The organism is Parapedobacter indicus, from assembly GCF_900113765.1.
Lineage (GTDB): Bacteria > Bacteroidota > Bacteroidia > Sphingobacteriales > Sphingobacteriaceae > Parapedobacter > Parapedobacter indicus.
The window spans coordinates 46,989-71,805 of sequence record NZ_FOQO01000014.1 but is presented as its reverse complement, the minus strand read 5'-3'; the positions used below and the strand labels follow the sequence as shown (position 1 = coordinate 71,805).

The following is a 24,817-nucleotide window of genomic DNA, read 5'->3' as shown; positions in this document are numbered from 1 at the left end:
TTATACCAAACGAATATTTATAGCATTCGCTGCGCCTTAAACCAATGAATGGCTTTACCGATGCCGTTTTCGATCGGGTGGAAAACCGTTCCCAGCTCTTTCTGAGCCTTTTGGTTCGAATAATAGTTCCGGACACAAAGAATTTCCATATTGGTGGATGAGAGGGGGGTTTTGATACCCAGGGAACGCAATAAGTTGCCCAAATGACCTGCAGCCAATAAGGCAAAACGAGGTAGTTGGATAAGTATCGGGCGTTGCCCCGTTTGATCGTTCACTTTTCTAAAAAATTGCCGGTAGGTAAGATTTTCACCCGCTAAAAGATACGCCTCGCCATCTTTTCCTTTTTCCAGCGCGTCTACCACACCAACAGCAGCATCTTCAACGTTTACAAAATTTTTTCCACCTGGCGGATGGAAAACCAACTTCTTGCCATACCCCATCCGGATAATTGCGCCTGAACTGGGTTTGCCGTCATACGGACCAATCATAAATGTAGGGCTAACCACGGTGACCGAGAGCTGACGCGCTGCAGCTAGAATTTTTTGTTGACCCTCCAATTTACTCTTAGCATACCAAGCGTGGCTGAAGGGCGCTTTGGGTGGATGGGTCTCATTTCCGGGGCGCTGTAAGGAGCCGTAACCAAACGTATTGGCCGTGCCGATATAGACTATCTTTTTGATGGCATTTTTTAATGCCGCCTGGATGACATGTTCGGTTCCGATGACATTGATGCGATAATAAGTCTCATAGCGCAGTAAGCTTTGTTCGGTAGTTGCCGCACAATGGATGATACAGTCGCAACCTGCTGCAGCTTTTTCCAGCGACTCGGCATGGGTGATGTCGCCCACTACCAACTTGAGATTCGATTGAGGAGGTAGCAGAAATTTGTTTACGTCACGGATAAGGCCTGTTACGCGATACCCCCGGGAGAGAAGAGCGATAATGGTATTGGTAGCCAGCAATCCATTTGCCCCAGTAACCAGTACATTCATGCGCGATTAATTTCCTTTTTGATAGCATGGGTGAGCAACGGTAACCGGATGTAGATCGGTAAAAATTTCATGACCATCCAGGTGAGCCGGTTTACCCAATTGAGCATAATCAGTGTATCCCGCCTGAACAATTGCCGAATGGAGATCGCTGCTACCTGCTCGGGCGAAAGAAGCCCCATAGTCGCAAAACGCCCCTGTTGCTGAAGGCGGGAAGAGGAGTCTGGATTGGTCATCATCGGTCCGGGATTAACCACACTGAAAAACACATTGCTATCCGCAAATTCTTGATAAAGCCCCCGTGTGAAGCTGTGAACAAATGCTTTAGATGCCGGATAGACGGTTTTATATCCAATGGGGCTATAGGCGGCCACGCTTCCCACATTAAGTACATAGGCAGATTTTTGCCTCACCAAGTTGGGTAGCAACTGATGGGTAAGAAGAGAGGTGGCTTTTACGTTGAGCTGGATGATGCGATCCAGGTAATCTACACTGACATTGCTGAAACTTTGAGTGCCGCCACATCCCGCGTTATTGATCAGGATGCTGAGTGGAAAGCGTTCGTTAACCCAATTGGCCAGCGCAACGATGTTTTCTTTTAGGGTAAGGTCGGTTTCATAGCAATGAGCCTCCAGACCCTGAGCCTCCACTTGCGACGCAATATACTCCAAACCTTCGCCAGGCAGGCTGACCAAAATGGTGTTGATATTCCGTTTTGCCAGCTCTAAAACAAAAGCCTTTCCTAAACCTTGGCTTGCTCCGGTAATTAATGCATATGATTTTTCCATCGTCGTAAAAATACGACAAAATTCCTTACCACCAACCGGTTGGCTGCTCATCAACAGGAACTGGTTGGGATCGTTTCCTCCTTGTTGCCTCGCCGTGTACCTGCCGGGAAACTTCCGGTAATGGAAATGGCGCCCGATGGGACTGCCCATGCATGGTGTCGATAGCGGAAAAATGCGTGAACGTCCCGTGAATGACGGACCCCGGCCGGATGTCAATTATTTTTGCCGTGATGTTACCCTCAATGATTGCTGTTGGTTCGATTAAAAGTTCACCTGCACACGTGATATTGCCGGTAATCTTTCCTTTCATGATCCCATTCGTTGTAACGATTGTTCCAGAAATATGACTATCGGCGGTCACGGTAATCATATCGTGCGCATAAAAATTACCTTGCCTGTTGCCGGAAAGAATCATTGAATTCAGCGAATCCACATTGTCGCGTGTTACAGCGTTAGCCATTTCGTCTTGTACCCGTTGGTTTGCTGATGCGTTTTTTTTTACGGATTTACCTAAAAAAAAATCGATCAATCTAAAACGTTTCTGTTTCTTCGTCATTAAATTTTGTCACAATCGTAGAGGCATTTCCGATATCTATTCCAACGGCCGATTTTCTTTTGCCGTGTGTGATACGAAGCGAATTGAGTGCATATCCTTTGCTTGCCAGCGTTTCAGGATTATCCAGTACCTCGATTTGGGCGATGTTAGCAAATTCATTTTTAAAGCAGTCTACTAAATCCTGGTAATACATGGCACCGCCGCAAAGGTAAATCCGGTTGGTTTTCATTAGATTGGTGTCGGTAATGACATTTCTAAGATTTGGAGAAATTACCTCGTTATAGTAGGTTTGCAGCGCATTTTTGCGTATTTCACGCAGGTCGATATTCTGCCGGTTAAGGTACACATAGCCGCGTTGAAAGGCATCGTCAAATAGGTGTGCGTTCCTGAATTCCAGGTAATATTTGCTTTTCAATTCATTGATAAGCATGTTAACTGCATAACGAATACCATGTGTACTGACCATGGTTTGTTCGATAATTCCTGAGTCTGTGCTTAGTATTGATTCGAATGTGCCGAACCCGCAACTTAATACAAAGAAACTGCCTTTTGCTTGTTTTTCGCCCTTTCTAATTGCAATTGTACAACCCACGATTTCGGGGATTACTTCCACGTTTTGCACTTCTAATACGGTTTTTTTTCTGCCACCGCCGTTATAGGTAGATGCATCAAATTCCAGTATATGCGACTGTTGAAGAAAGGATATTGCCTTTTCTTTGTAGATGTGGTATGTTGAATAGGGAAAGCCGGTGGTTACCGTAATGGGCTGTTCGACTTCATCCTGAACCAAGAGCAGCGCTGATTTTCCCAAAAGTTGATAGTCGGTATCGTCTGGTGATGAGTTGATGATTTTATGTGGAGAAAGTCCTTCATTTAACGCCAAGTCGCCACAAATATGCCATTTGTCGTCATGAAAGATTTTGAGACCATGCAGCAGGTCTTTTGAAGTATTGCTTAATACGGTGTTGTTGTTTTCGACTAAACTGGAAAAGGACTGAATTGAGTACATAAAAATTGAGTTTAACTTGCTTTAGTTTGTGATTTGTAGCGGTTAATTACACTGAACCGATGGAAACCTGACCGATTGCAATATTTCCGTCGTATACAGCGCCGCGTTCTACCGACAGCTTCGTCGCATTGAGTCGTCCGATTACGGTTGCAGAATTTTTGATTTCGATAGAATCAAGGGCGGTTATGTTTCCATGAACGTGACCGAAAACGATAAGGGATTTTGCTTCGATATCGCCATTAATCAAGCCTGATTGGCTGATAATTACGTTTCCTGCTTCTTCGATATCACCCAAAAGGGTGCCTTCGATGCGGATGGCGTGTGCGCTTTTAATCTTCCCGGTTATGGTACAATCACCGCTAATGAGGGTAGGGGTTGAGGGTAGCTTGCAGGATTTTTGCCTATCGATTTTTGGTTTCAGATTCATGGTTTTACGGCTGCAAATCGAATTTTTTACAAAATAAGCCGTTTAGCCCCAAATTATACCCACCCAAAAGGGTGGTTTTTGAATAGGGGAGTTTATTTTTTTCCTCGTGCTATTTCCGTGCAAAAGAGCGCTGCGGAGATTGCGACATTGAGTGATTCGGCGTTGCCAATGCGGGGGATGGTGACGGCCTGTTGAATATGAGATAAAACCGATGCACTGATACCGTTTCCTTCATTGCCAAGAACAATTAGGCCTTCGTGACCGAAGTCGGTTTCATAAATCGGGGTACCGTTGAGCATGGCTCCAAAGACAGGAACCGGCGCCTTACGTGTCAGTGCGGTAACGTCTGTATAATATACCTGCATTCGGGCCAACGAACCCATGCTGGCTTGAACAACTTTGGGGTTATAAGCGTCTACGGAACCCGCAGAACAAATGATGCGATGGAAGCCAAACCAATCCGCCGTGCGGATGATGGTACCGAGGTTGCCTGGGTCCTGTATATCGTCGAGTATCAGATGGAAGGTACCGCGTAGCATCTCGTCGGTTAGTGTCGGGTGTGTTGGGAGGTGCACCAGAGCCAAAACCCCCTGAGGTGTCTTCAGCGTACTGATGCGTTTGAGGTCATCTTCGCTAACTTCTTCCGATTTTATATTTTGCGGGATTTTAATCAACTTTGTAGCCGCTTGGGAGGTGTAAAAAATATGTTTTACGTGATAGTCGGAATGGACAAACTCCATGACGGACTTCATGCCCTCTACGACAAACAACCCATGTTCTCTTCGGAATTTTTTATGTTGAAGCGAGGTGATGGTACGGATTTGCGGTTTTGATAGCATTGTCAATGGTTAAACAGAATTGCTTTTTTGCATATGCAAGTATAGCGCTTTTGCTGATATTATCCGTATCGTGCCGTTCGACCCGGTTGTTGGACGACGGACAGGCGTTGGTTACCAAAACCGAAATCACCGGAATTGATCCCTCGCTGGAAGAGCAGGCACACGCTTATATACCGGTAGATATCCGTCCCAATTCTCGTATTAACTTATTTATCTACAACCTCGCAAATGCGAAAAAGGGTGGATATCGAAAAGAAGATATCCGTAATGTAGGCGAACCACCGCATATTTTAGACAGTGCATTGGTCGATTTCTCCACACAACAAATCAATCGGTACTTAAGATCCAAAGGATATTTCAACGCGTCGGTGAGCAACGATATTGTTACCAAAGGAAAGCGAGCCCACGTTTTTTTCCGTGCCGTGCCGGGAGAGCCATTTACACTACGCAATGTAGCCGTGGATATTGCGGATCCCGGATTGGCCCAGGTGTATGAAGAAGCGAGGTTGGGTTTTAGCCGGATTAAGTCGGGAGTGCGTTACGACGAAGATTCGCTGGTTGTGGAGCGTGAGCAAATCTACCACTTGATGCGTCAGGCAGGTTATTTCGATTATTTACGACAGTATATGCGGGTAGATGTAGACACCGCACTTCAGAATAACCAAGCCGACCTGAAGCTGATTGTGGATAATCCGGAGGGCCGGGCTGCCCATACTCAATATGTGATAGATAGCAGCTTCGTGACCATCCGTCATGACCGGCCGGAACTGAATCTGGATCGTCCGGAATTAGCTAGGTTGGCCGGCGATCTCTATTTTGAAGACCATACGGGGCGCTTTCGGTCGGCACCCATTGACCGTTACCTTTTTCATCGGCAAGGTGACCGGTATAATGTGGATATGGAGGACCTCACCTACGATAGGCTCTATGAATTAAATGGGTTTCGTAGTGTGAAAATTACCTACGATAAACCGGATACGAATCGACTCAATGTCCATTATGAGCTGGTGCCAAGGGCATATATGGGCAATCAGACAGAAGGAGAATATACGTTTAATGCCGGAATGAGCGGCTTCAACATCGGAAACACCTTCACTCACCGAAATCTGTTCGGTGGACTGGAACAATTGGAAGTGAAATTGCGCTATGGTGTCTTGTTTGATTCGCGCTTGTCTGGAAATCTGTTTGATCGCGTGTTCAATAACGATTTTCAGGCTGGGGTTAACATTACCGTTCCCCGATTGATTACTCCGTTTGATGTTCCTCCCGTCGGAACAAACGGATTACCTCGAACGATTTTTTCAGTCAATATCCAAGCGTTCGACCAGTTCCAAACCTACTCCAATCGCTATTTTAGCGGTACATTGTCTTATAACTGGTACAGCAGCCGTTATAGACAACATACACTTACTCCGTTGGTGTTGGAATACCGGTACGGGCAACTGAACAGTGAATTTGCGGAAAACCTGATCAAGAATGGCTTCTTGCTCTATGTGCGAAGTAACAACCGTGCGTATTTTGGACTGGGTTCTCAGTACACCTATACCATCAATGCCGCTAAACTTTCGTGGCTGGAAGATTTCCTGTATTTCCGCGGCGCGTTAGATCTCAGTGGTAATGTGTTGGGACTGGCAAGTCAGGCAGTCAATTTCAAACGCAACGAGGATGGAGAAAAGGAGGTATTGGGTGTACCGTACCTTCAATATGCAAAAGCCGAAGTAGATTTGCGGTACTATCGATACCTCGGAGGCGACCGCCAATTGGTCGTAAGGCTCAATCCCGGGGTGGCGCTACCATATGGTAATAATTCCAGTTTGCTGATTTTTGAAAAAAGCTTTTTCGGCGGGGGGATGAACGGGATGAGGGCGTGGCAGGCACGCACCCTCGGACCGGGTAACTACAATCGGGAAGTATTGGATCCTGGTCTGCGTCTTAATCTCCGTAACTTAGATCAACTGGGCGAAATTAAGTTGGAGGGAAACGTAGAATATCGTTTTAAATTGGTGAACGATATCTTCGGTGCAAAATTAAAGGCCGCAACGTTTGCCGACTTTGGTAACATCTGGCGGATTCGGGAAAATGAATTGAACCCCGGTGGCGAATTCAGGTTTGATAAATTTCTGGGGCAGATTGCCCTGGGAGCCGGAGCAGGCCTCCGCTTTGACCTCGATTATTTCGTAGTTAGGTTAGATGCTGGCATGAAAGTCCGCGACCCACAGTTTGAGGGTACAAAGCAGTGGGTAATTTCGGAGCTTTTCAATAGTAGGGAGTTTAAAGAACAATACCGGCTTACCAATGCCCCCGATCGCTACAATTTCATTCAGTATAACTTTGGTATCGGCATGCCGTTTTAATACCATCCTTTGATTCCATGTACCAGGGTTTCAAACAGATTTTCCAGATTCAAGCCTTTGCTATAGTTGAAAATAAAGAGGCCCACTAAAATGATCACTGCCAGAATCATCAACCGCTTAAATAGGTACGCAACCAGCAGAATAACTGCTGGAATGAGGACGAGGTAGTACCAATTAATGGCAATCGGGTTAAGACCACCGTCGTTTTTCAACACATAATAGAGCCTTCCATGTGACCCCTGCTGGTTGCGGTGCTTGATGAATACGAACGCAGAGGTCTCAATGGCATGCGGGGTGATCGCCACACCTTCATTGAATTTCAACGCTTGCTCGAACCCGTTGATGACGAACTGATAGGTTCCCGAAATGGAATCAAGTGGATTTTCGTTTGCATCCGTAGCGATGATCGCTAATTTACCATTTTTGATTAGGTTTTCTTTAACGATAAAATGATTGATGCTGCGAAGTTCCTGCGCGTTACACAAAACAGGAAACAGTATTGAGGCTAATAGGTAAAGAAATATCCGCATACACTTCGTTGATGATGGACGTGCAATGTTAAGTAAAAAACGCTAGAGTTGGGCATTTTTATATATTTGTGCAGACAACATAGATTTCCGATTATAGCTGAATAGTAGTGCTCATGAATTATATACTAGGAGTAGATATTGGTACCTCTGGCACAAAGGCAGTCGCATTTCGCGTTGAAGGAGAGGTGATCGCTGGACAACACGTTGGTTATCCGATACTGAATCCACAACCGGGATACTTCGAGCAGTCGCCAGCAGTGTTGTTTTCTGCGGTTATTGAAGCGATTTCGACCACCGTGCAGTCAGTCCGAAACCGGTTTAGCCAGGCCAAGTTGTTGGGAGTCGGATTCAGCAGTGCCATGCATGGGTTGATCGCGATAGACAAGGAACATCAGCCGATGACCGACTGTATCATTTGGGCCGACACGCGGAGCGAACCTTTTGCCAGTAAATTGAAGGCGAGTTCGATAGGCTTCGATATATACTCGAAAACCGGTACTCCGATACACCCCATGTCTCCTTTATGTAAACTGGGTTGGATGCGCGAGCATCTTCCGGAAGTATTCAACACTGTCTATAAGTTTATCTCGATCAAAGAGTATGTTTTTTTTAAGCTTTTCGGTCGATACGTGATCGATGAATCGATCGCTTCCGCTACAGGTTTGTTTGATATTCATACATTTACGTGGTATCGCCCGGCGTTGAATCTGATAGGAATCTCTCCGGAACAACTTGCCGAGCCCGTACCGATAACCTACGTGATCTCGGGCATGGACGAGCAAACGGCCCATGAGATGGGTATTCCAGTCGATACACCGTTTGTGATCGGCGGCAGTGATGGGTGTATGGCCAACTTGGGGTCCTACGCGATCTCACCCGGTGATGCTGCGGTTACCATTGGCACCAGCGGGGCTGTTCGGATAACTTCCAACGTTCCCGTAACAGACGAAAAAGCCCGCACATTCAGCTATGTGCTTACCCGGAATACGTTTGTGCTGGGCGGAGCTGTCAACAGCGGCGGGGTTGTACTTCAATGGTATAAGGATAATTTCGGGATGCCAGATGCGTCAAATGTAGATTCCTATGCGACGCTTGCCGAAGAAGCGACTTCGGTGCCAGCGGGCGCGGAAGGACTGATCTTTTTGCCATATCTTGCCGGTGAACGTGCGCCGCATTGGAATGCAGATGCGAAAGGACTGTTTTTCGGTGTGCAAATGCATCACAGTAGAGCGCATTTTACACGAGCGGTGTTTGAGGGGGTAATCTATGGTCTGTACAGTGTGGGAAAAGTGCTGGGCGAGATTGCCGGGCCGATTCAGGTAATCCATGCTAGCGGAGGCTTCGCCCGGGCACCGCTCTGGGTGCAGCTCTTGGCCGATGTATTTAATAAGCAGGTGATTGTGCATGATCATGTGGAAGGCGCTGCCACAGGTGCTTATATGACGGTAGTAAAAGCGCTGGGTATATTGAATGGCTTTGGCGGATTTGAAGATGGATCGGTAAAAACTATTTATACACCCGATGCAGGAATTCATCGCTTATATATGGAAAATTTTAGCCGGTTTGAGCGGCTGTATGACAAGGTAAAAGACGAATTTTAATTACATAGCTAACCAATTTTGATATGATACCTATTATTGTCGTTGTAGGCGGCATCTTGTTGCTTTTGTTGCTGGTGATTGTTTTCAAACTCAGTGCTTTTTTCTCATTACTCATTACTTCGTTGGCGGTAGGCATTGCACTGGGTATGCCTGTGTTGGATGTGGTTACCTCCATAGAGAAGGGAATCGGAAATACGTTAGGCTCGCTAACTATGATCTTAGGTTTTGGAGTGATGCTCGGTAAAATGATTGCAGATGGAGGAGGGGTACAGCGGATATCCACAAGCCTGATTCGCGTATTTGGCACAAAAAACGTACAATGGGCGGTTGTACTGATTGGATTTGCAGTGGGTATTCCGATGTTTTACAATGTCGGCTTCGTCATTCTTGTACCTTTTGTTTTTGCAATTGCGGCACAGACGCGCCTGCCACTTATTTTCGTAGGATTGCCGATGCTTGCTTCCCTCTCGGTAACACATGGCTATTTACCGCCGCATCCTGGGCCGACTGCCATCGGTACACTGTATAATGCTGATATGGGGCTAACCCTCATCTACGGCGTGGCGGTAGCAATCCCAGCAATCCTATTGGGCGGTGTAGTTTTTTCCAGAACTTTGAAGGGCATCCGACCCAATCCACCTGTTCAATTTACACATGTTGAGTTGCCCGCGGAGGAAAATATCCCCGGATTTTGGACCAGTTTGCTTACGGGCCTGCTTCCTGTACTGCTTATTGCGCTTGCCTCATCGTTGTCTTTTGTGCTGCCCGCAGATTCACCTGTTTTGGCCGCCGCTACCTTTGTAGGGAATCCAAATATTGCGTTGCTGATCTCTGTTTTTGTGGCGGTTTTCACCATGGGCATTTCACGGGGGAAATCGATGAAAGAGGTCATGGACAGTTTGGAAGAATCGGTACGCAGCATCGCCATCATCTTATTTATTATCGGCGCTGCCGGGGCCTTTAAGGAGGTGTTAGTAGACAGTGGGGTAGGCGATCATATTGCGGCTTGGGCCAGCGGATTGTCGCTCTCTCCCTTGATCTTGGTATGGGCAATTGCGGCGGTTATTCGTGTGGCGCTTGGTTCAGCGACGGTTGCGGGGCTTATGGCGGCGGGCATTGTCTTGCCATTGATCGAAGTAACTCATACGAGTCCGGAATTAATGGTGTTGGCCACAGGGGCAGGCTCGCTGATGTTTTCCCATGTCAACGACACCGGCTTTTGGATGTTCAAAGAGTATTTCGGTCTGAGTATCCGCGATACGATTTTATCGTGGTCGCTTATGGAAACGATTGTTTCCATTGTTGGCCTTATTGGAGTTTTGGTGTTGAATAATTACGTTTAACCCATACTCATTCGGTAAAAAATGTGATACAGCAATAAAATACTTACGGTTTCCTGTAGTTTTGGCATCCAAAAGGCGTAATTTTATGCTTTGTGAGGAGAGGGCAATACCCGAGCCTTGTTTCAGATACTAAAATGAAGAAGAAATACCTATATATTGCGATAGCGATCGTTGCTGTGGCCTTTGTAAGTTATCGCCTAACACGAAGTGACAAGGCAAAAATCGCACCGCCTACTCAAACCAATGGAGGAGGTCCAATGGAAGTAAACGCAGTCGTCGTAAAGCCCCGTGAATTTTCCAACATTATCACGTTGTCGGGTTCAATAGAACCCAATGAACAAGTGCAGATACGCTGCGAGGTATCGGGTATTGTACGTGACCTTTCATTCCAGGAGGGAGGTACGGTACAAAAAGGGCAGGTGCTTTTGCGGATAGATGATTCGGAATTGCAGGCGCAGCTTATCCAGGCACAAAGTGCGGAGAAATTAGCTGAGGATAATGAAAACCGGGCTCGTCTGCTGCTGGAAAAGGAGGCGATTAGCCAACAGGAGTACGACGTTGCACACGCCGATTATGAAACGGCTAAAGCGCAGACCGTACTCATCCAGGCGCAGATCGCCAAAACGACAGTTCGTGCTCCTTTCAGTGGCCGAATAGGGCTTCGCTCGATTTCGCAAGGGGAATACCTCACGCCAACTACAGTCGTAGCCAATCTATTGAGTATCAATCCGGTTAAAATCCTTTTTTCAGTACCTGAGAAATATAGTAGTCAGATCCGCGTGGGGCAGGGTATCTATTTTGGGGTAAGCGGCACGAACACCCGGTATCATGCAGATATTTATGCCATTGAACCGGGGGTAGATGCCACGACGCGTACCATCCGCATCCGGGCAGTGGCTGAAAACCCAGGTGAACAGCTTTTTCCGGGTTCTTTTGCCCGCATTGAACTTCCGTTGGATCATGTGCTGGATGCGGTATTAGTGCCCACGGAGGCCGTGATTCCCGTGCAAAATGGGAAGCAGGTGTATTTGCTTAAAGACGGGAAAGCCAAAGCAACGGCCGTAGAGACAGAGAACCGGACTCGTACGGATGTATTGATTACGGGCGGCGTGGACATTGGCGACACCGTATTGATCTCGGGTATTATGTCTCTGAAAGATGATCTTCCCGTTCGCGCACAGGTTGTTGAAAACGAATAAAATCACAGGCCATGAGCATTTCCACCACTAGTATCAAAAGGCCGGTTCTCACGATCGTGATGAATCTTACGCTCATTTTATTTGGGGTCATTGGATATACGTTTCTTGGCGTGCGTGAATTTCCATCCATTGACCCGCCGATTGTGTCGGTACGGACAAGTTATGCGGGGGCAAATCCCGACATTATCGAATCCCAGATTACAGAACCACTGGAACGCTCCATCAATCAAATTGACGGAATCCGTAACATATCCTCATCGAGTAGCCAGGGGTCTAGCCGCATCAATATTGAGTTTCTATTGAGTAAAGATCTGGAGGAAGCGGCTAACGACGTCCGCGATAAAGTATCGCAAGCAATGCGCAGTTTGCCGCAGGATATCGATGCGCCGCCGGTCGTATCCAAAGCCGATGCGGATTCTGAACCAATCATTGTGATGACTGCCCAAAGTGAGACCCGTTCGCCGCTTGAGTTGGGCGAAATTGCCGACAATGTCATCGCTCAACGGTTGCAGACACTACCGGGCGTAAGTTCTGTGCAGATTTGGGGAGAAAAGCGGTATGCGATGCGGCTTTGGATTGACCCTATGCGTCTTTCGGCGTATGGCCTTACACCACTCGATGTCCGCGATGCGTTGAATCGCCAAAACGTCGAATTGCCCTCCGGAAAAATCGTTGGAGAAAATACGGAACTGACCATCAAAACCATCGGTAATTTGACTACTGAGGAAGAATTTAATGACCTGATTGTTCGTGCGGAAGGCGACCGGATTATTCGATTCGGCGACATCGGTAGCGCCGTGCTTGGCCCAGAAAACCTGGAAAGTGAATTCCGGGAATCGGGCGCAGTGATGGCTGCGTTGGCCATTGTACCGCAACCCGGTACCAATTACATCGACATTGCCAATGCGTTCTATGATCGGTTTGAACAGTTGAAAAACGAAGTGCCGGGTGATATCAAGATGGAAGTTGCAATGGATAATACGTTATTCATAAAACGTTCGGTATTGGAGGTAGGCGAAACGATTGTTATCGCGCTGATCTTGGTAATTCTAATTATATTTATCTTTTTCCGCGATTGGGGCATTGCTTTCCGCCCACTGATCGATATCCCCGTATCCTTGATTGCTACATTTTTTGTTATGTATTTGCTTGGATTCTCGGTCAACGTACTGACATTGCTGGCTGTTGTACTGGCAACCGGCTTAGTCGTTGACGACGGCATTGTGGTGACCGAAAATATATACAAGAAAGTGGAAGAGGGGATGTCGCCCATCTTGGCAGCAATCAAGGGTGCCAACGAGATTTTCTTTGCGGTGATTTCCATTTCGGTTACCCTGGCGGCAGTGTTCCTGCCTGTGATGTTTATGGAAGGATTCGTTGGACGACTATTCCGGGAATTCGGTGTGGTCATTGCTGCAGCGGTTTTAATATCTGCTTTTGTTTCGTTGACACTCACACCAATGCTCAATGCGTATCTGATGCGGAGCGGGGGAGCCAAGCACTCATGGTTTTACAACGTAACAGAACCATATTTCGTCAAAATGACCACCGGGTATGCGAACTCGTTGAAGCGTTTTATGAAGGCAAAATGGGTGAGCTTCCCAATATTGATCATTTGTTTCGGCTTAATCGGGTGGTTTTGGGTACACCTGCGGAAGGAGACCGCGCCCTACGAAGACCGTAGCCTGCTTCGGGCAAGCGTGACAGGGCCGGAAGGCAGTACGTTTGAATACATGGATCGGTTCATGTTGAGATTAATTCAATTGGTGAACGACTCGGTGCCGGAAAAGTCGGTGAATATGGTGAACACCTCACCGGGTTTTTCAGGAACGGGATCGCCCAACACAGGAATGATGCGTATCGGTCTTGTTCCGCCTGAGGATCGCGAACGATCTCAGGAAGAAATTGCCGAAGCATTAACCCGGCAGACGCGTGAGTTTACCGAGGCACGGACATTCATCTCGCAGCAGCCTACGATTTCGGTTGGCCGCCGCGGAGGTATGCCCATCCAATACATCATTCAGGCGCCTAATTTTGAAAAATTACAGGAGAAGATACCAGAGTTTATGAACTTGGCAACCGCCGATCCGACATTTGTCAATGTGGACGTAGACCTTAAATTCAACCGCCCGGAACTGAATGTCAGCATTGACCGTGATAAGGCGCAGAGCCTGGGTGTATCTGTGCTTGATGTGGCGCAAACCCTGCAGCTTTCACTAAGCGGACAACGCTTTGCATATTTCTTGATGAATGGAAAGCAGTATGAAGTCATTGGGCAATTCTCCGATCTGGACCGTAGTTCGCCGCTGGATTTAGCAACTATATTCGTTCGTAGTTCGTCGGGAGATCTAATTCAATTGGATAATGTAGTTAGTATTGTTGAAAAGAGCAGCCCTCCGCAGTTGTATCATAACAACCGTTTTATGTCTGCTACTGTTTCGGCCTCGTTGGCAAAAGGAGAAACCATCGAAGATGGAATCAATGCAATGGATCGGATCGCAGAAAAAGTGCTTGACGACAGCTTTTCCGTTGATTTAGGTGGTGAATCCCGGGATTTCAAGGAGAGTAGCTCTAATACACTGTTTGCGTTTGGTCTAGCGTTGTTGCTAGTGTATTTGATCCTCGCTGCTCAATTTGAAAGCTTTCTCGATCCATTTATCATTATCCTGACGGTTCCTATGGCGGTGGCCGGCGCCATGCTGTCTCTGTGGATCACTGGAGAATCATGGAATATTTTCAGTCAGATTGGAACAGTAATGCTCATCGGACTTGTCACCAAAAATGGCATTCTGATTGTTGAATTTGCTAATCAATTGAAAGAACGCGGCAAACCGATACGGGAGGCAATCATTGAGGCAGCAGAAGCAAGACTAAGACCCATATTAATGACCAGTCTGGCAATTTCGTTGGGTGCGCTTCCTATTGCCATGGCATTGGGCGCCGCAGCTACAAGCCGTGTAGGAATGGGAGTGGTAATTGTTGGTGGGACTTTATTTTCGCTGGTTCTAACGTTGTATATCATCCCGGCAGTTTACGCCATGTGGTCCAGAGAATACAAGGCAAATCCTGAATTGGAAGAAGCCAAACGCATAGAGGAAGAAGTGATGGCAGGTGCCCATTAATTATGAAGAGACTTATTTTTATTGCATGTTACCTGTTCCCATTTTTGGGAATAGCACAAGAACTTACCCTGGAAGAGGCAGTCACTATCGCGTTAGCAAATAATTTTGATATTCGTTTGGTATCAAAAGATGTGGCCATTGCTGAAAATAACGTGAACATAGGAAATGCAGGCATGTTGCCGTCAGTGAGTGCGGATGTATCGTCAGCAGCGGGTATTCAAAACACCACGCAAACCTTGTTAAGCGGAGAAACCCGGGCGGTACGCGGAAATAGAACCCGTTCATCGGCGTATGGCGCGAGTTTGGATTGGACCATCTTTGACGGTTTGCAGATGTTTGCCCGTTATGAGCAGCTCAAAGAATTAAAAGCATTGGGCGAAGCGAATCTGAAAGCCGCTATACTGGCCACCGTCTATAATGTCGTGAGTAGTTATTTTGATCTGGTACAGCAGCAGCAACTGATAAATGCCACGCAGACTGCACTGGATTTATCGGCCTTTCGGTATCAAACCGCTGAAAACAGGTATCAGATCGGTAGAGCCTCCAAACTGGAAGTTCTGGCGGCGAGTGTGGATCTCAATACAGATACTACCAATCTTCTGCGCCAGCGCGATCAGTATAGAAGTACACAAATACAACTCAATGAACTGCTTGCTCGCGATGTAAACACGGTATTCAGTGTTGCCGATACCATCATCATTGGCAATGATCTTCACTATGAAGCATTGAATCAGCAAGCAAAGGAACTGAACCCAATGTTGCAATCTGCGATCGTTAATCATCGGATCGCTCAATTGGAGTTGAAGCGTGTGAAAGGAGGACGTTATCCTGTCGTCGGCTTCTCGTCGGCCTATACCCGATCCCAGTCCCGTACCCAACTGGGGTTTTCTACGCAATCAAAAAGCAATGGGTTCAGCTACGGTGTTTCGGCTTCTATGAATATATTCAACGGTTTTCAGCAACGGCGAAATGAACGGAATGCCGAATTTGAGATGGAAGCCGCGGAGATAGCCGTCGACCAGATCAAGCAGAATATCGAGGCGCAGTTGCTTGCGGCTTACGAAACATACCTGATGAATCTCGAATTGGTACGGCTGGAAGAGCGGAACAAAAATATCGCCCGGCAGAATATGGATATTACTCTAGAAAAATTCAAGCTCGGAAGCATCGCCCCGTTGGAATTCCGTGAGGCACAGCGTAATTTTGTAGACGCCAGTGCCCGGTTTAGTACTGCACAATACCAAGCAAAGTTGGCCGAGATCACCTTAAATCAAATTGCCGGAACCTTGAAGATGCAGTGAAGTTGGTTTTTCTGTTAAATTTTATTTAAGTTTGATATCCCAAAGGAGCTAACGCATAAACGCTATATTTTATGATATTGGTAGCAGATAGTGGATCTTCCCAATCAGACTGGATGCTGGCGTTGCCGGATGGTGAGCGGCTGGCATTTACAACTAAAGGGCTAAATCCTTTTTTCGTAAATGAAAAAGAGATTGCTAAGGTCATTCAAAATGCAGAGGAAATCACACCATACGCAGACCGTGTTACTGAAGTCTATTTTTTTGGTTCGGGGTGTACAAGCCCCGACAGGCGGGAGATGGTTTCAAATGCGTTGTCACAGCTATTTACACATGCATTTATTTCTGTGGAGACCGATTTGGTAGGAGCTGCTTACGCAACGTGTGGCAGCCGGAAAGGATATATTGCCACGTTAGGTACAGGATCAGACGTCAGTTTCTTTGACGGTGAAGAGGTGCTTCCTACCCGGCAGGGGATTGGTTATGTGTTGGGCGACGAAGGTTCCGGTGTTTGGTTCGGAAAGCAATTGGTAACGAAATTTCTATACGATACAATGCCCGCTGATCTCATGGCGGCATTCCGTGCGAAGTACCGTATCAATAAAGAAATAGTTATCAAAAATGTCTATCAGCGTGCTTTTCCGAATGCATATTTAGCGTCTTTTACCGTATTCTTAAGTGATCATATGGATCACCCTTATGTGGATGAGCTGATCAAAGCCGGATTTAAGGAGTTTATGCATACCAATATTAAGCTATTTCCTGATTATCGGGATTACGTATGTCATTTTGTGGGGTCGGTGGCTTTTTACTTCATAGAACAGCTACGGGAGGTGTGCGAACAACAAGGGGTGAAAATAGGAAAAGTATTGAGGCGTCCCATTGAAGAATTATTCCATTATATCATCCAACGGGAAAAAAATTATGAAATACAGCTGTAGTTAGTAAATGTGGCAAACTAAAAAAGCAAAAAAATGAAATCAATTTTTTTAATATGGGCAACTATGTTGATGGTAGCTCCGGCAGAAAACGTATATCAATTCAGTATTACGTCCATTGACGGGAAAAAAGTGGATTTATCGCAATTTAAAGGTAAAAAGCTATTGATTGTCAATACCGCATCCAAATGCGGATATACCAAGCAATATGCCGGCTTGCAGGAGTTGGCAGAAAAATATGCGGATAAGGTCGTGGTCATTGGTTTTCCAGCCAACAACTTCGGTGGCCAGGAGCCCGGCAGCAACGAGGAAATCCAGGGATTTTGTGAAAAGAATTACGGCGTCACTTTTTTATTGGCCGAAAAAAGCAGTGTGACGGGTGATGACATTTCGCCGTTATTTAAATACCTTACCACCGCCTCAAATCCGGATTTTACCGGCGACATCAATTGGAATTTTGAGAAATTCCTGATCGATGAGCAGGGTAATTTGATCCACCGGTTCCGGAGTAAAGTAGAGCCGATGAGTAGGGAATTGATTAGCGAGCTATAAAAAAAGCCCCCTAATGGACAGGAGGCTTTCAAACTAACCAATTATAAACCTAATTATGAAAAAGTATCTTTGTTGCGGGCCAATCTTCTTGACCGTTTAATATCTATAACGAATAATTGTCGCCAATAGTTTGTAATTTATCAAATTGTTTGATTAAAAATTTTTAAATTCTGAATTAAATTTTCTTCCCTTGATAGAAGCATGCGCGGCATCGGGGTTCATAGCTCTCCTTTTGCCCAAGCAGTAGCCGTTTTTCTTCTTCGACGATACGATACGAATAGTTGGCGGGCGCTCCGCAACGCACACAAACGGCATGTACTTTCGTGACGTGCTCCGCGATCGCCATCAGTGCAGGTACGGGTCCGAATGGGCGTCCTTTGAAATCCATATCTAACCCTGCTACAATCACGCGGATTCCGGTGTTGGCCAATTGATTACAAACATCAGGTAATTCTTCGTCAAAAAACTGAGCTTCGTCAATACCGACCACTTTGGTTCCACTACTCAATAGCAGGATGGCAGAGGAACTTTCTACGGATGTTGAGGGAATACGATTGCTGTCATGAGAGATGATCGCTTCCTGTTGATATCGCGTGTCGAGGGCCGGTTTGAAGATCTCTATACCGAGTTTGGCCAATTGTGCCCGGCGCATTCTCCGGATCAGTTCTTCGGTTTTACCCGAAAACATGGAACCACAGATGACCTCGATGCTGCCATATGAGGCGTCCTTACGCACTAGCCGATCTTCTGAAAATAACATAGGGCGTTTCTCTTTTTTTTACGTGAATATAAATGCCTTCGAGGGCTGCTAATATCAGAATTTAATGTTAATTTTGGCTAATTCTTTTTTACCGGGCAATGGATTGCTGTAGGTATTAAATAGAAAACCTTTCAATGGATATGGCGACAAAACAGCAAATTTTAGAGAAAATCACAACACTACTAGCGGATATTAACGATCAATTTGGCCAATTGGCGGATAATCCTGTAGCAGACGATTTAAAAGGGGATCTTTTTGAAGCTACGGTGAGTTATTTCGCTGCACACGTGACCATCTATAACAAACTGTTGAAGAGCGATGGTTCCACGCTGCCGGAATCAGGTGAGGCAATCTTTACACCCGCCATAGATGCCGCGCAGGAAAACGCAATGCATGCCGGCCAAATAGCCGAGGTGAGTGCTTCCGAGGAGGCAACGGCCGCTGCAACCGAAGAAATAGAGACAGAGGAGAGCGTTTGGGGCGAAACAGATGCCGAAGCAAAGGAAGTAGAGGAAAGTCCTGTTTCGTCGATTGACGACGATGCCGAAGAGCGCTATGAAGAAGAGGAGCCTTCCGGTGAAACGCCATCCGTGGGTAGCACTAATGGTGAAGAAGAAAAAGAGGAAGAGGAGTCAATAAACGAGGCGTCACGTGAGAATGCGGAAAGCAAGGAAGATAACGGTGATACGAAGGAAACAGAAGTCACGGAAGTGGTCAATGAGGTAACGATTGCAAATAAAGAAGTGCAAGTGGAGCGGGAACCCGACCGACCAACCAGACCACTGTCTTTAAATGAACGTATTTCCGCACAACGGAAGGGAGAGGCAACAGGCGTTCATTCGTTATTATCAGCACAACGCGGAGACACTGAACGAGTTACAGATATCAAATCGGCTATCAGCCTTAACGATAAGTTGTTGTTTATCAAGGATTTATTCAATGGCTATAGCCTTGCCTACAGTGAAGCCATTGAACTGCTCAATCGTTACGACGATTTTACATCTGCCGATACGTTCCTGCAAACAAATTACGCGAAGAAGAATAACTGGGCGGACAAACCCGTTGCAGTGGATAAACTTTATGCTGTATTACGAAAGAGATTTGGGTAATCTTTTGCTTTCTTAACCTATTTTAGACTGACTGCACCGTAACGAGAGCTGATGTTCACGGAGTTGTTGACGGATTTGTTCCAATACCCTGTATAGCTTTTTGAAGTTGGGTTTTCAGATTTAGTACTAAGGCTAATTAGGCGATGGTCGTAGTCAAATCCACCGTAACTAATTGCCACATTGAAATTAAAGGCTGCATCTGCTGACGGTTCGATGCTGACTTTCGCATAGGAAGCGGCTACATTTACCTTTTTTATGTCGGGGCCAAGTCCCATTTTGAAAGGTGAACCGTATCGTATAGCAATGTCTGCCTCCTGATTAACCCGACCTATGTCCCCGCCGCTATAGCTGATTGAGAGTGTTAACCGTTCGCTTTCAGATAACGTGAATCCACCATACCGAACGGAAACATCACCTTCTTGTAAATAATCAATATCCGCCTTTGAATAGGCAACAGAGAGCGAATTATCGGTAGCATTCAGCCGACCGGCCCGTAGACTGCCATAGCTTACAGATAATGTAACTTTTCCATCACGATCATCTAATTCAATCGGCCCGTATTGATTGGCCACGGTCAGGTCATTCCGCTTGGGCATGTATACTTCATAGTCAATGCGAAGTCCCCGATCATTGGATCCGTTGGTTAACGACGACCACCAGTTGGAATCTGAAGAGCCGATGTCTGTCTTCAACGAGATCGTGTTTCCCGAGGTAGATTCGTCGACCCGTACCCGGTCCAAGGCATCCTGAGCCCGTCTTTCCGAATTTTCTGCGGTACGTATCGTGACGGTTACTTTTACTTCATTTCGATTCCAGTTATGTACAGCTATCTTTCCGTAGCGATTGTCGATTGAAAGTTTATGTTTGCCGTTGACCGGATAGTTCTTTTCAATGACTTTTTCCTTTTGGAAGGAAAATGAGGAAGGGTCCAGTGAAGGAGCCTGTGCTATTATTTGAGCCGCTTCCTGTTGAAGCGGTTTGAAATCAATGGAAGCTATTGACTGGCTCACGTCTTCCGGAAGTTGGGAAGCGATTTGCCTGATATCACTCAGCGCGTCGTTCCAGGCAGCTTTGGTTTCTTTTTGTGCCGATGACTGAGCAACAACGTTCAGCGTGCATATGCAAAGAAAAGCTATCCATATCGTTGGTGTATTAAATCTGTTCATTTTTGGTCTGTTTTTCACTCTTGTTAATATAATTCAAAATTTCCATCTGTTGACTAAGCACTTCCATCTGCGTCTGTAGATTGCGGATCATCGCCTCCAAGGTCAGTTCCTTATTAGGGCTGTTCGCAAATTCCTGTTTAAGCATTTCATAGTTGGCTTCCATTTGGTCGAGTGTCTTTGAGAACTCCCCATACAGAATGGGGTTGTTCGTCGCAATGACGGCGACCGAATCCTTTTTTTGTGTCACCAGTTGACTATACGTCTGCTGCTCTGCCGCTAAATCCGGATTTATCCGACGATAATCATCGTATGCATTTTTCTTTCCATAGAAATACACCATGATGCCCGCTGTTCCAATCAGAAAGGTAACCGCGGCGACTTTGAGCACCCGGATCAGCATTTTTCGGACGGCGACTTGACCCATCGGTTTTTCCCGTTCTTCCAGTTCCTTGGCAATCCGTTGCCAAAGATCCTTCGGTGGATGGACGTGATCAAATGCAGTCCTGTTTTCTGTCACAAATTTTTTCAAGTCCCTTTTCATCGCTCCTTCTATATTTTGTTCAGTTTTTCAAATTAGCTAACAATTTACGTTTTCCCCTAAGAAATTGACTTCGTGACGTTGCTTCACTGATGCGGAGGATGTGTGCTATTTCCTCATGGTCATATCCTTCGAGCAGGTATAAGGTAAGCACCAGGCGATAGCCGTCGGGCAATTGATTGATTGCAGCTTTGATGGCTTCGATTTGCCATTCTAGGCTATCCTCTTCCTCCGTCTCGTCGATCAGTTGTTCCCCATCTTCAAGGGGTTGGAATGCTAATTTTCGTTTTCGTAGTGCCGATATCGACTTGTTGACAACAATCTGTTTCATCCACAACCCAAATGTGCTTTCCTGACGGAAGCTGTCCAGCCGGGTGAATGCATCCACAAACGCTTCCTGTAATACATCAGCGGCTTCCGCCTCATCCTGTACTATGCGCAACGCGGTATTGTACATCGCCTTTGCATATAGGTTGTATAGCCGGAATTGGGACTGTCGATCACCTTGTTTACAGGCGATTACCAATTCATAATGCTTGTCATTGAATGAGGTGTCCAATTATGTACTTCGTCTAACGTTCAAAATTACATTTACGCTCGCCACCCGTCGATCTCAATCTCCTTGTCTAATAGACGCGGCTGATTAGGGGCATGTTGCATGATACCTGAAAAAATAGTAACTAAATTCAAAAGTGTATTTTTCTGACGGGTCGATCACTTGCTAATAAATGGCAAATTATCTAAGTTTCATCTATGTAGATGTTTTTTTATGGCAGATGAGAGATCGATAACTTGCTAATAAATGGCAAGTTATCTAAGTTTGCGGCAGATGCATACAATTAAATTAAAAAAGGGCAAAGCTAAAGCAGCCCATCAGCGGCATCCCTGGATATTTTCCGGTGCGGTAGTGGATGACGGAGAGGGACCCCAAAACGGAGAAGTAGTACAGGTAGTTGATCATTTGGACGGATTTGTGGCTTACGGTTTGTATAATGGCCAGTCACGGGTAGCCGTCCGGCTGATCGAATGGGACAGTGATCGGCGCCCCGATGAAGAGTGGTGGCGCGTACGGATCCAGCGGGCCGTGGAAACCCGGCAGCCGCTGCTACGATCTTCGGATACGAATACCGTACGCCTTATATTTGCTGAGGCAGATTTTCTCCCGGGACTGATCGTTGATAAATATGCAGATTTTCTTTCGGTTCAGATCCATGCTGCAGGAGCCGAGAAGGTCAAGCATGTGATAACGGACGAATTAAACCGATTGTTGCGTCCACTAGGCATTTACGAACGCAGTGACGCCAACGCTCGCATGCACGAAGGATTGCCGGCGGCAAATGGAGTGCTTTGCGGGGATACTCCCCCCGAGTGGCTGGAAATCAGGGAAAATGGTATTCGTTACGAGGTAAATATTGCGGCAGGGCAGAAATCTGGTTTTTATTGCGATCAACGAGATAACCGTTTATTTACGGCGCGATATGCCGCAGGTAAACGGGTACTAGATTGTTTTTGCTATTCAGGTGGCTTTTCATTGAATGCTTTTGCTAACGGCGCTGCGTCGGTTGTGAGTGTTGACAGTTCAGCGTTGGCGATGGAGACATTGAAGCGGAACGTAACCCTCAACGGCTTTGATGAAAGCAAACATGTGGCCGTACAGGCGGATGTCAACAAACAACTCCGTGTATTTTCGGATAGCGGCCAGCGGTTTGATATGATTGTATTGGATCCGCCGAAATATGCACCTTCTCGATCCGGTCTCGAAAAAGCAGCACGTGCGTATAAAGATTTGAACCGGAGAGGGTTGCTTTTATTGGAACGAGGCGGTTTGCTGGCTACATTCTCCTGTTCGGCCGCAATGGATGTGGGTACGTTTAAGCAAGTATTGGCGTGGGCTGCATTGGATGCTGGCAAGGAAATTCAATTTGTTCGCCAGTTTACGCAACCAGAAGACCATCCTGTACGCGCTTCGTTTCCGGAAGGAGAGTATTTGAAGGGGCTGCTATGCCGTGTGGTGTGAGGACTAACCAGCGAAAGTAATACCATCGAGTATTACCTTACAGGCTATTTCTATTTCGTTATCGTCGATGGTTAAGGGGGGAGCAATGCGCAGTGCGGTATCGCAGTGAAGAAACCAATCGACAATTACACCATGTTCCGCACAGTATTTACTAACCTTTTCCACTTGGATAAAGCTATCCAGTTGCAGGCAAAGCATTAATCCGATACCTCGGATTTCACGGATTCGGGGGTGTTGCAGGTGCTGCCGGAATAAGTTGGCTTTTCGTTGCACATCCTCCGTCAACCGGTTATCCACGATTACATTGAGCGATGCCAACGCTGCTGCACAGCTTACCGGGTGCCCCCCAAACGTTGTGATATGTCCCAGCATGGGGTTGTCCTTGATGACATCCATTACCGCCTTGTTGGCAACAAAGGCGCCAATGGGCATCCCGCCGCCCATGCCTTTGGCCAGCAATAGGATATCGGGTACAATGCCATAATGCGTAAAGGCGAAAAGTTCGCCGGTGCGGCCGAAACCAGTCTGAATTTCGTCAAAAATCAATAGCGCACCCGTCTCGTCACAACGCTTGCGAATGGCCTGCATGTAGGCACTGTCGGGTACGCGGATGCCAGCCTCACCCTGCACCGCTTCAAGGATGACAGCCGCAGTAGTAGAGGTAATTTGGTTGATGTCTTCGGCGGTGTTGTATCGAATGAATCTGATTCCTGGTAGGAGCGGAGCGTACGCCCGGTGATACTCCGGATTGCCCATTAGGCTTAATGCTCCTTGAGTGCTTCCGTGATAGGCTTTTTCCGCGGCAATAATCTCTCGTCGTCCCGTATATTTCTTCGCGATTTTCATGGCACCCTCGGTAGCTTCGGTGCCTGAGTTGGTGAAGTAAACGATATCGAGATGGTCTGGAAGTAGCGAGAGAAGTTTTGACGCAAATTGCACCTGTGGAGCCTGTACAAATTCACCGTAAACGGTCACATGCAGGTATTTGGCAAGTTGTTCGGATAACGCCTCCAACACCTTAGGGTGGCGGTGGCCAATGTTGCTCACCGCAAAACCAGACACTAGGTCAATATATTTTTCGCCGTTGGGCCCATATAAATATACTCCTTCAGCTCGCTCGATTTCGATCAGTCGAGGCGAATAAGAAGTTTGAGCGGTATTTAATAAGAAGAGCTGCCTATTACTGAGTATAGCCATGACAAATTATTCATCGCCCCGATCGCGACGTCGATGTTGCAATTCCCGAAGAAGGTAATTACGGAATTCCACTTCTACTTCAAAAAATCGCGATGCCCGGGCCGGGCCGATTAATTCTGAAAAGCGTTTGCGGTAGATTTTCTTCACTTCTAACTCCTTGGCATCAAAAGCAAGCACATCCCGACCGGTGGGATTGAAACTAGTACCTGGCAATTTCTGACTTTGAAGATTTGGAGCGGATTTCGACTGGTTATGGTTACTACGCCTTTCACGCTTAAGTGTCGATATTTCCCTGAAATACTGATTATATACGGGGAAAAATTTCTGGGCCTCCGAGGGAGTGAGGTTGAGCTCCTTCGTGATAAAAGCAATTTTCTCTGCTTCGATCCGCTCAAAACGCTGTGCCCTGCTTTCCTGTGCTACGGCAACAATGGAAAATAGCAGCGTCACGGCGGTAAAGCTCAGTTGTTTTATTGCGGTCATTT

At 46.5% G+C, this 24,817-nt stretch carries 23 protein-coding genes; 10 read left to right on the top strand and 13 right to left on the bottom strand.

Annotated features, from left to right (window positions below; all coding sequences use genetic code 11):
- Positions 1-17 precede the first annotated feature (17 nt).
- The 6 genes from BMZ56_RS23075 to BMZ56_RS23050 form a co-directional block, all read right to left on the bottom strand.
- Positions 18-992: an NAD-dependent epimerase/dehydratase family protein gene (locus BMZ56_RS23075; RefSeq protein ID WP_090631578.1), complete on the bottom strand. Its 975-nt coding sequence runs from the start codon at positions 990-992 to the stop codon at positions 18-20.
- Positions 989-1,777: an SDR family NAD(P)-dependent oxidoreductase gene (locus BMZ56_RS23070; RefSeq protein WP_090631577.1), complete on the bottom strand. Its 789-nt coding sequence runs from the start codon at positions 1,775-1,777 to the stop codon at positions 989-991. The genes BMZ56_RS23075 and BMZ56_RS23070 overlap by 4 nt, the downstream gene beginning before the upstream one ends.
- A 25-nt stretch (positions 1,778-1,802) precedes the next feature.
- A complete protein-coding gene (locus BMZ56_RS23065) occupies positions 1,803-2,333 on the bottom strand; it encodes a bactofilin family protein (RefSeq protein ID WP_090631574.1) in 531 nt (176 codons plus the stop codon).
- On the bottom strand, positions 2,308-3,342 hold the full coding sequence (locus BMZ56_RS23060; RefSeq protein ID WP_090631572.1) for a ParM/StbA family protein: 1,035 nt from the start codon (positions 3,340-3,342) through the stop codon (positions 2,308-2,310). The genes BMZ56_RS23065 and BMZ56_RS23060 overlap by 26 nt, the downstream gene beginning before the upstream one ends.
- Before the next feature lie 46 nt (positions 3,343-3,388).
- Complete coding sequence (locus BMZ56_RS23055; protein WP_090631569.1) at positions 3,389-3,769, bottom strand: bactofilin family protein; 381 nt, start codon at positions 3,767-3,769, stop codon at positions 3,389-3,391.
- A 92-nt stretch (positions 3,770-3,861) separates the two neighbouring features.
- Positions 3,862-4,608 (bottom strand): TrmH family RNA methyltransferase, encoded by a 747-nt coding sequence (locus BMZ56_RS23050; protein ID WP_090631566.1) that lies wholly within the window; start codon positions 4,606-4,608, stop codon positions 3,862-3,864.
- Positions 4,609-4,613: 5 nt separating this feature from the next.
- Here BMZ56_RS23050 and tamL point away from each other — a divergent pair, with 5 nt between their 5' ends.
- On the top strand, positions 4,614-6,962 hold the full coding sequence (gene tamL, locus BMZ56_RS23045) for a translocation and assembly module lipoprotein TamL (RefSeq protein WP_090631563.1): 2,349 nt from the start codon (positions 4,614-4,616) through the stop codon (positions 6,960-6,962).
- On the opposite strand, the gene BMZ56_RS23040 is transcribed toward tamL, so the two are convergent.
- Positions 6,959-7,492: a hypothetical protein gene (locus BMZ56_RS23040; RefSeq protein WP_090631561.1), complete on the bottom strand. Its 534-nt coding sequence runs from the start codon at positions 7,490-7,492 to the stop codon at positions 6,959-6,961. The two genes, tamL and BMZ56_RS23040, sit on opposite strands and share 4 nt — an antisense overlap.
- A 113-nt stretch (positions 7,493-7,605) precedes the next feature.
- Between BMZ56_RS23040 and BMZ56_RS23035 the strand changes: the two genes are divergently transcribed.
- The 7 genes from BMZ56_RS23035 to BMZ56_RS23005 all read left to right on the top strand — a co-directional run bounded on the left by BMZ56_RS23035 (position 7,606) and on the right by BMZ56_RS23005 (position 17,545).
- Positions 7,606-9,093 (top strand): gluconokinase, encoded by a 1,488-nt coding sequence (locus tag BMZ56_RS23035; RefSeq protein WP_090631558.1) that lies wholly within the window; start codon positions 7,606-7,608, stop codon positions 9,091-9,093.
- A 23-nt stretch (positions 9,094-9,116) separates the two neighbouring features.
- Positions 9,117-10,436, top strand: coding sequence for a gluconate:H+ symporter (locus tag BMZ56_RS23030; protein ID WP_305728241.1), 1,320 nt, complete (start codon positions 9,117-9,119; stop codon positions 10,434-10,436).
- 134 nt (positions 10,437-10,570) lie between these two features.
- The gene (locus BMZ56_RS23025) at positions 10,571-11,635 is read left to right on the top strand and encodes an efflux RND transporter periplasmic adaptor subunit (RefSeq protein WP_090631556.1); all 1,065 of its coding nucleotides are present in this window, start codon (positions 10,571-10,573) and stop codon (positions 11,633-11,635) included.
- A gap of 11 nt (positions 11,636-11,646) precedes the next feature.
- On the top strand, positions 11,647-14,757 hold the full coding sequence (locus BMZ56_RS23020) for an efflux RND transporter permease subunit (RefSeq protein ID WP_090631553.1): 3,111 nt from the start codon (positions 11,647-11,649) through the stop codon (positions 14,755-14,757).
- Positions 14,758-14,759: 2 nt separating this feature from the next.
- Positions 14,760-16,058, top strand: a complete 1,299-nt coding sequence (locus tag BMZ56_RS23015) for a TolC family protein (protein WP_090631550.1) — start codon at positions 14,760-14,762, stop codon at positions 16,056-16,058.
- A gap of 71 nt (positions 16,059-16,129) precedes the next feature.
- On the top strand, positions 16,130-16,996 hold the full coding sequence (locus BMZ56_RS23010) for an N-acetylglucosamine kinase (RefSeq protein WP_090631548.1): 867 nt from the start codon (positions 16,130-16,132) through the stop codon (positions 16,994-16,996).
- 33 nt (positions 16,997-17,029) lie between these two features.
- Positions 17,030-17,545, top strand: a complete 516-nt coding sequence (locus BMZ56_RS23005; RefSeq protein WP_090631544.1) for a glutathione peroxidase — start codon at positions 17,030-17,032, stop codon at positions 17,543-17,545.
- Positions 17,546-17,720: 175 nt separating this feature from the next.
- On the opposite strand, the gene BMZ56_RS23000 is transcribed toward BMZ56_RS23005, so the two are convergent.
- Positions 17,721-18,305 (bottom strand): thymidine kinase, encoded by a 585-nt coding sequence (locus BMZ56_RS23000; protein ID WP_090631541.1) that lies wholly within the window; start codon positions 18,303-18,305, stop codon positions 17,721-17,723.
- A gap of 140 nt (positions 18,306-18,445) precedes the next feature.
- Between BMZ56_RS23000 and BMZ56_RS22995 the strand changes: the two genes are divergently transcribed.
- Positions 18,446-19,414, top strand: coding sequence for a DUF8457 domain-containing protein (locus BMZ56_RS22995; protein WP_143073005.1), 969 nt, complete (start codon positions 18,446-18,448; stop codon positions 19,412-19,414).
- 17 nt (positions 19,415-19,431) lie between these two features.
- Here BMZ56_RS22995 and BMZ56_RS22990 read toward each other — a convergent pair whose 3' ends face one another.
- From BMZ56_RS22990 to BMZ56_RS22980, 3 genes are read right to left on the bottom strand one after another with little or no spacing between them, the layout of a single operon-like run.
- The gene (locus BMZ56_RS22990) at positions 19,432-20,580 is read right to left on the bottom strand and encodes a DUF4097 family beta strand repeat-containing protein (protein ID WP_090631537.1); all 1,149 of its coding nucleotides are present in this window, start codon (positions 20,578-20,580) and stop codon (positions 19,432-19,434) included.
- A complete protein-coding gene (locus tag BMZ56_RS22985; RefSeq protein ID WP_090631534.1) occupies positions 20,567-21,121 on the bottom strand; it encodes a hypothetical protein in 555 nt (184 codons plus the stop codon). The genes BMZ56_RS22990 and BMZ56_RS22985 overlap by 14 nt, the downstream gene beginning before the upstream one ends.
- Before the next feature lie 19 nt (positions 21,122-21,140).
- The gene (locus BMZ56_RS22980) at positions 21,141-21,677 is read right to left on the bottom strand and encodes an RNA polymerase sigma factor (protein WP_090631531.1); all 537 of its coding nucleotides are present in this window, start codon (positions 21,675-21,677) and stop codon (positions 21,141-21,143) included.
- A 270-nt stretch (positions 21,678-21,947) separates the two neighbouring features.
- On the opposite strand from BMZ56_RS22980, the gene BMZ56_RS22975 reads away from it, so the two are divergent.
- Complete coding sequence (locus BMZ56_RS22975) at positions 21,948-23,135, top strand: class I SAM-dependent rRNA methyltransferase (RefSeq protein ID WP_090631529.1); 1,188 nt, start codon at positions 21,948-21,950, stop codon at positions 23,133-23,135.
- A gap of 3 nt (positions 23,136-23,138) precedes the next feature.
- On the opposite strand, the gene BMZ56_RS22970 is transcribed toward BMZ56_RS22975, so the two are convergent.
- Both BMZ56_RS22970 and BMZ56_RS22965 read right to left on the bottom strand, forming a co-directional pair.
- Positions 23,139-24,326 carry an aspartate aminotransferase family protein gene (locus BMZ56_RS22970; RefSeq protein ID WP_090631796.1) on the bottom strand — a complete coding sequence of 396 codons (1,188 nt, stop codon included), beginning with the start codon at positions 24,324-24,326 and terminating at the stop codon, positions 23,139-23,141.
- 12 nt (positions 24,327-24,338) lie between these two features.
- Positions 24,339-24,815, bottom strand: coding sequence for a hypothetical protein (locus BMZ56_RS22965; RefSeq protein WP_090631526.1), 477 nt, complete (start codon positions 24,813-24,815; stop codon positions 24,339-24,341).
- Positions 24,816-24,817: the final 2 nt, after the last annotated feature.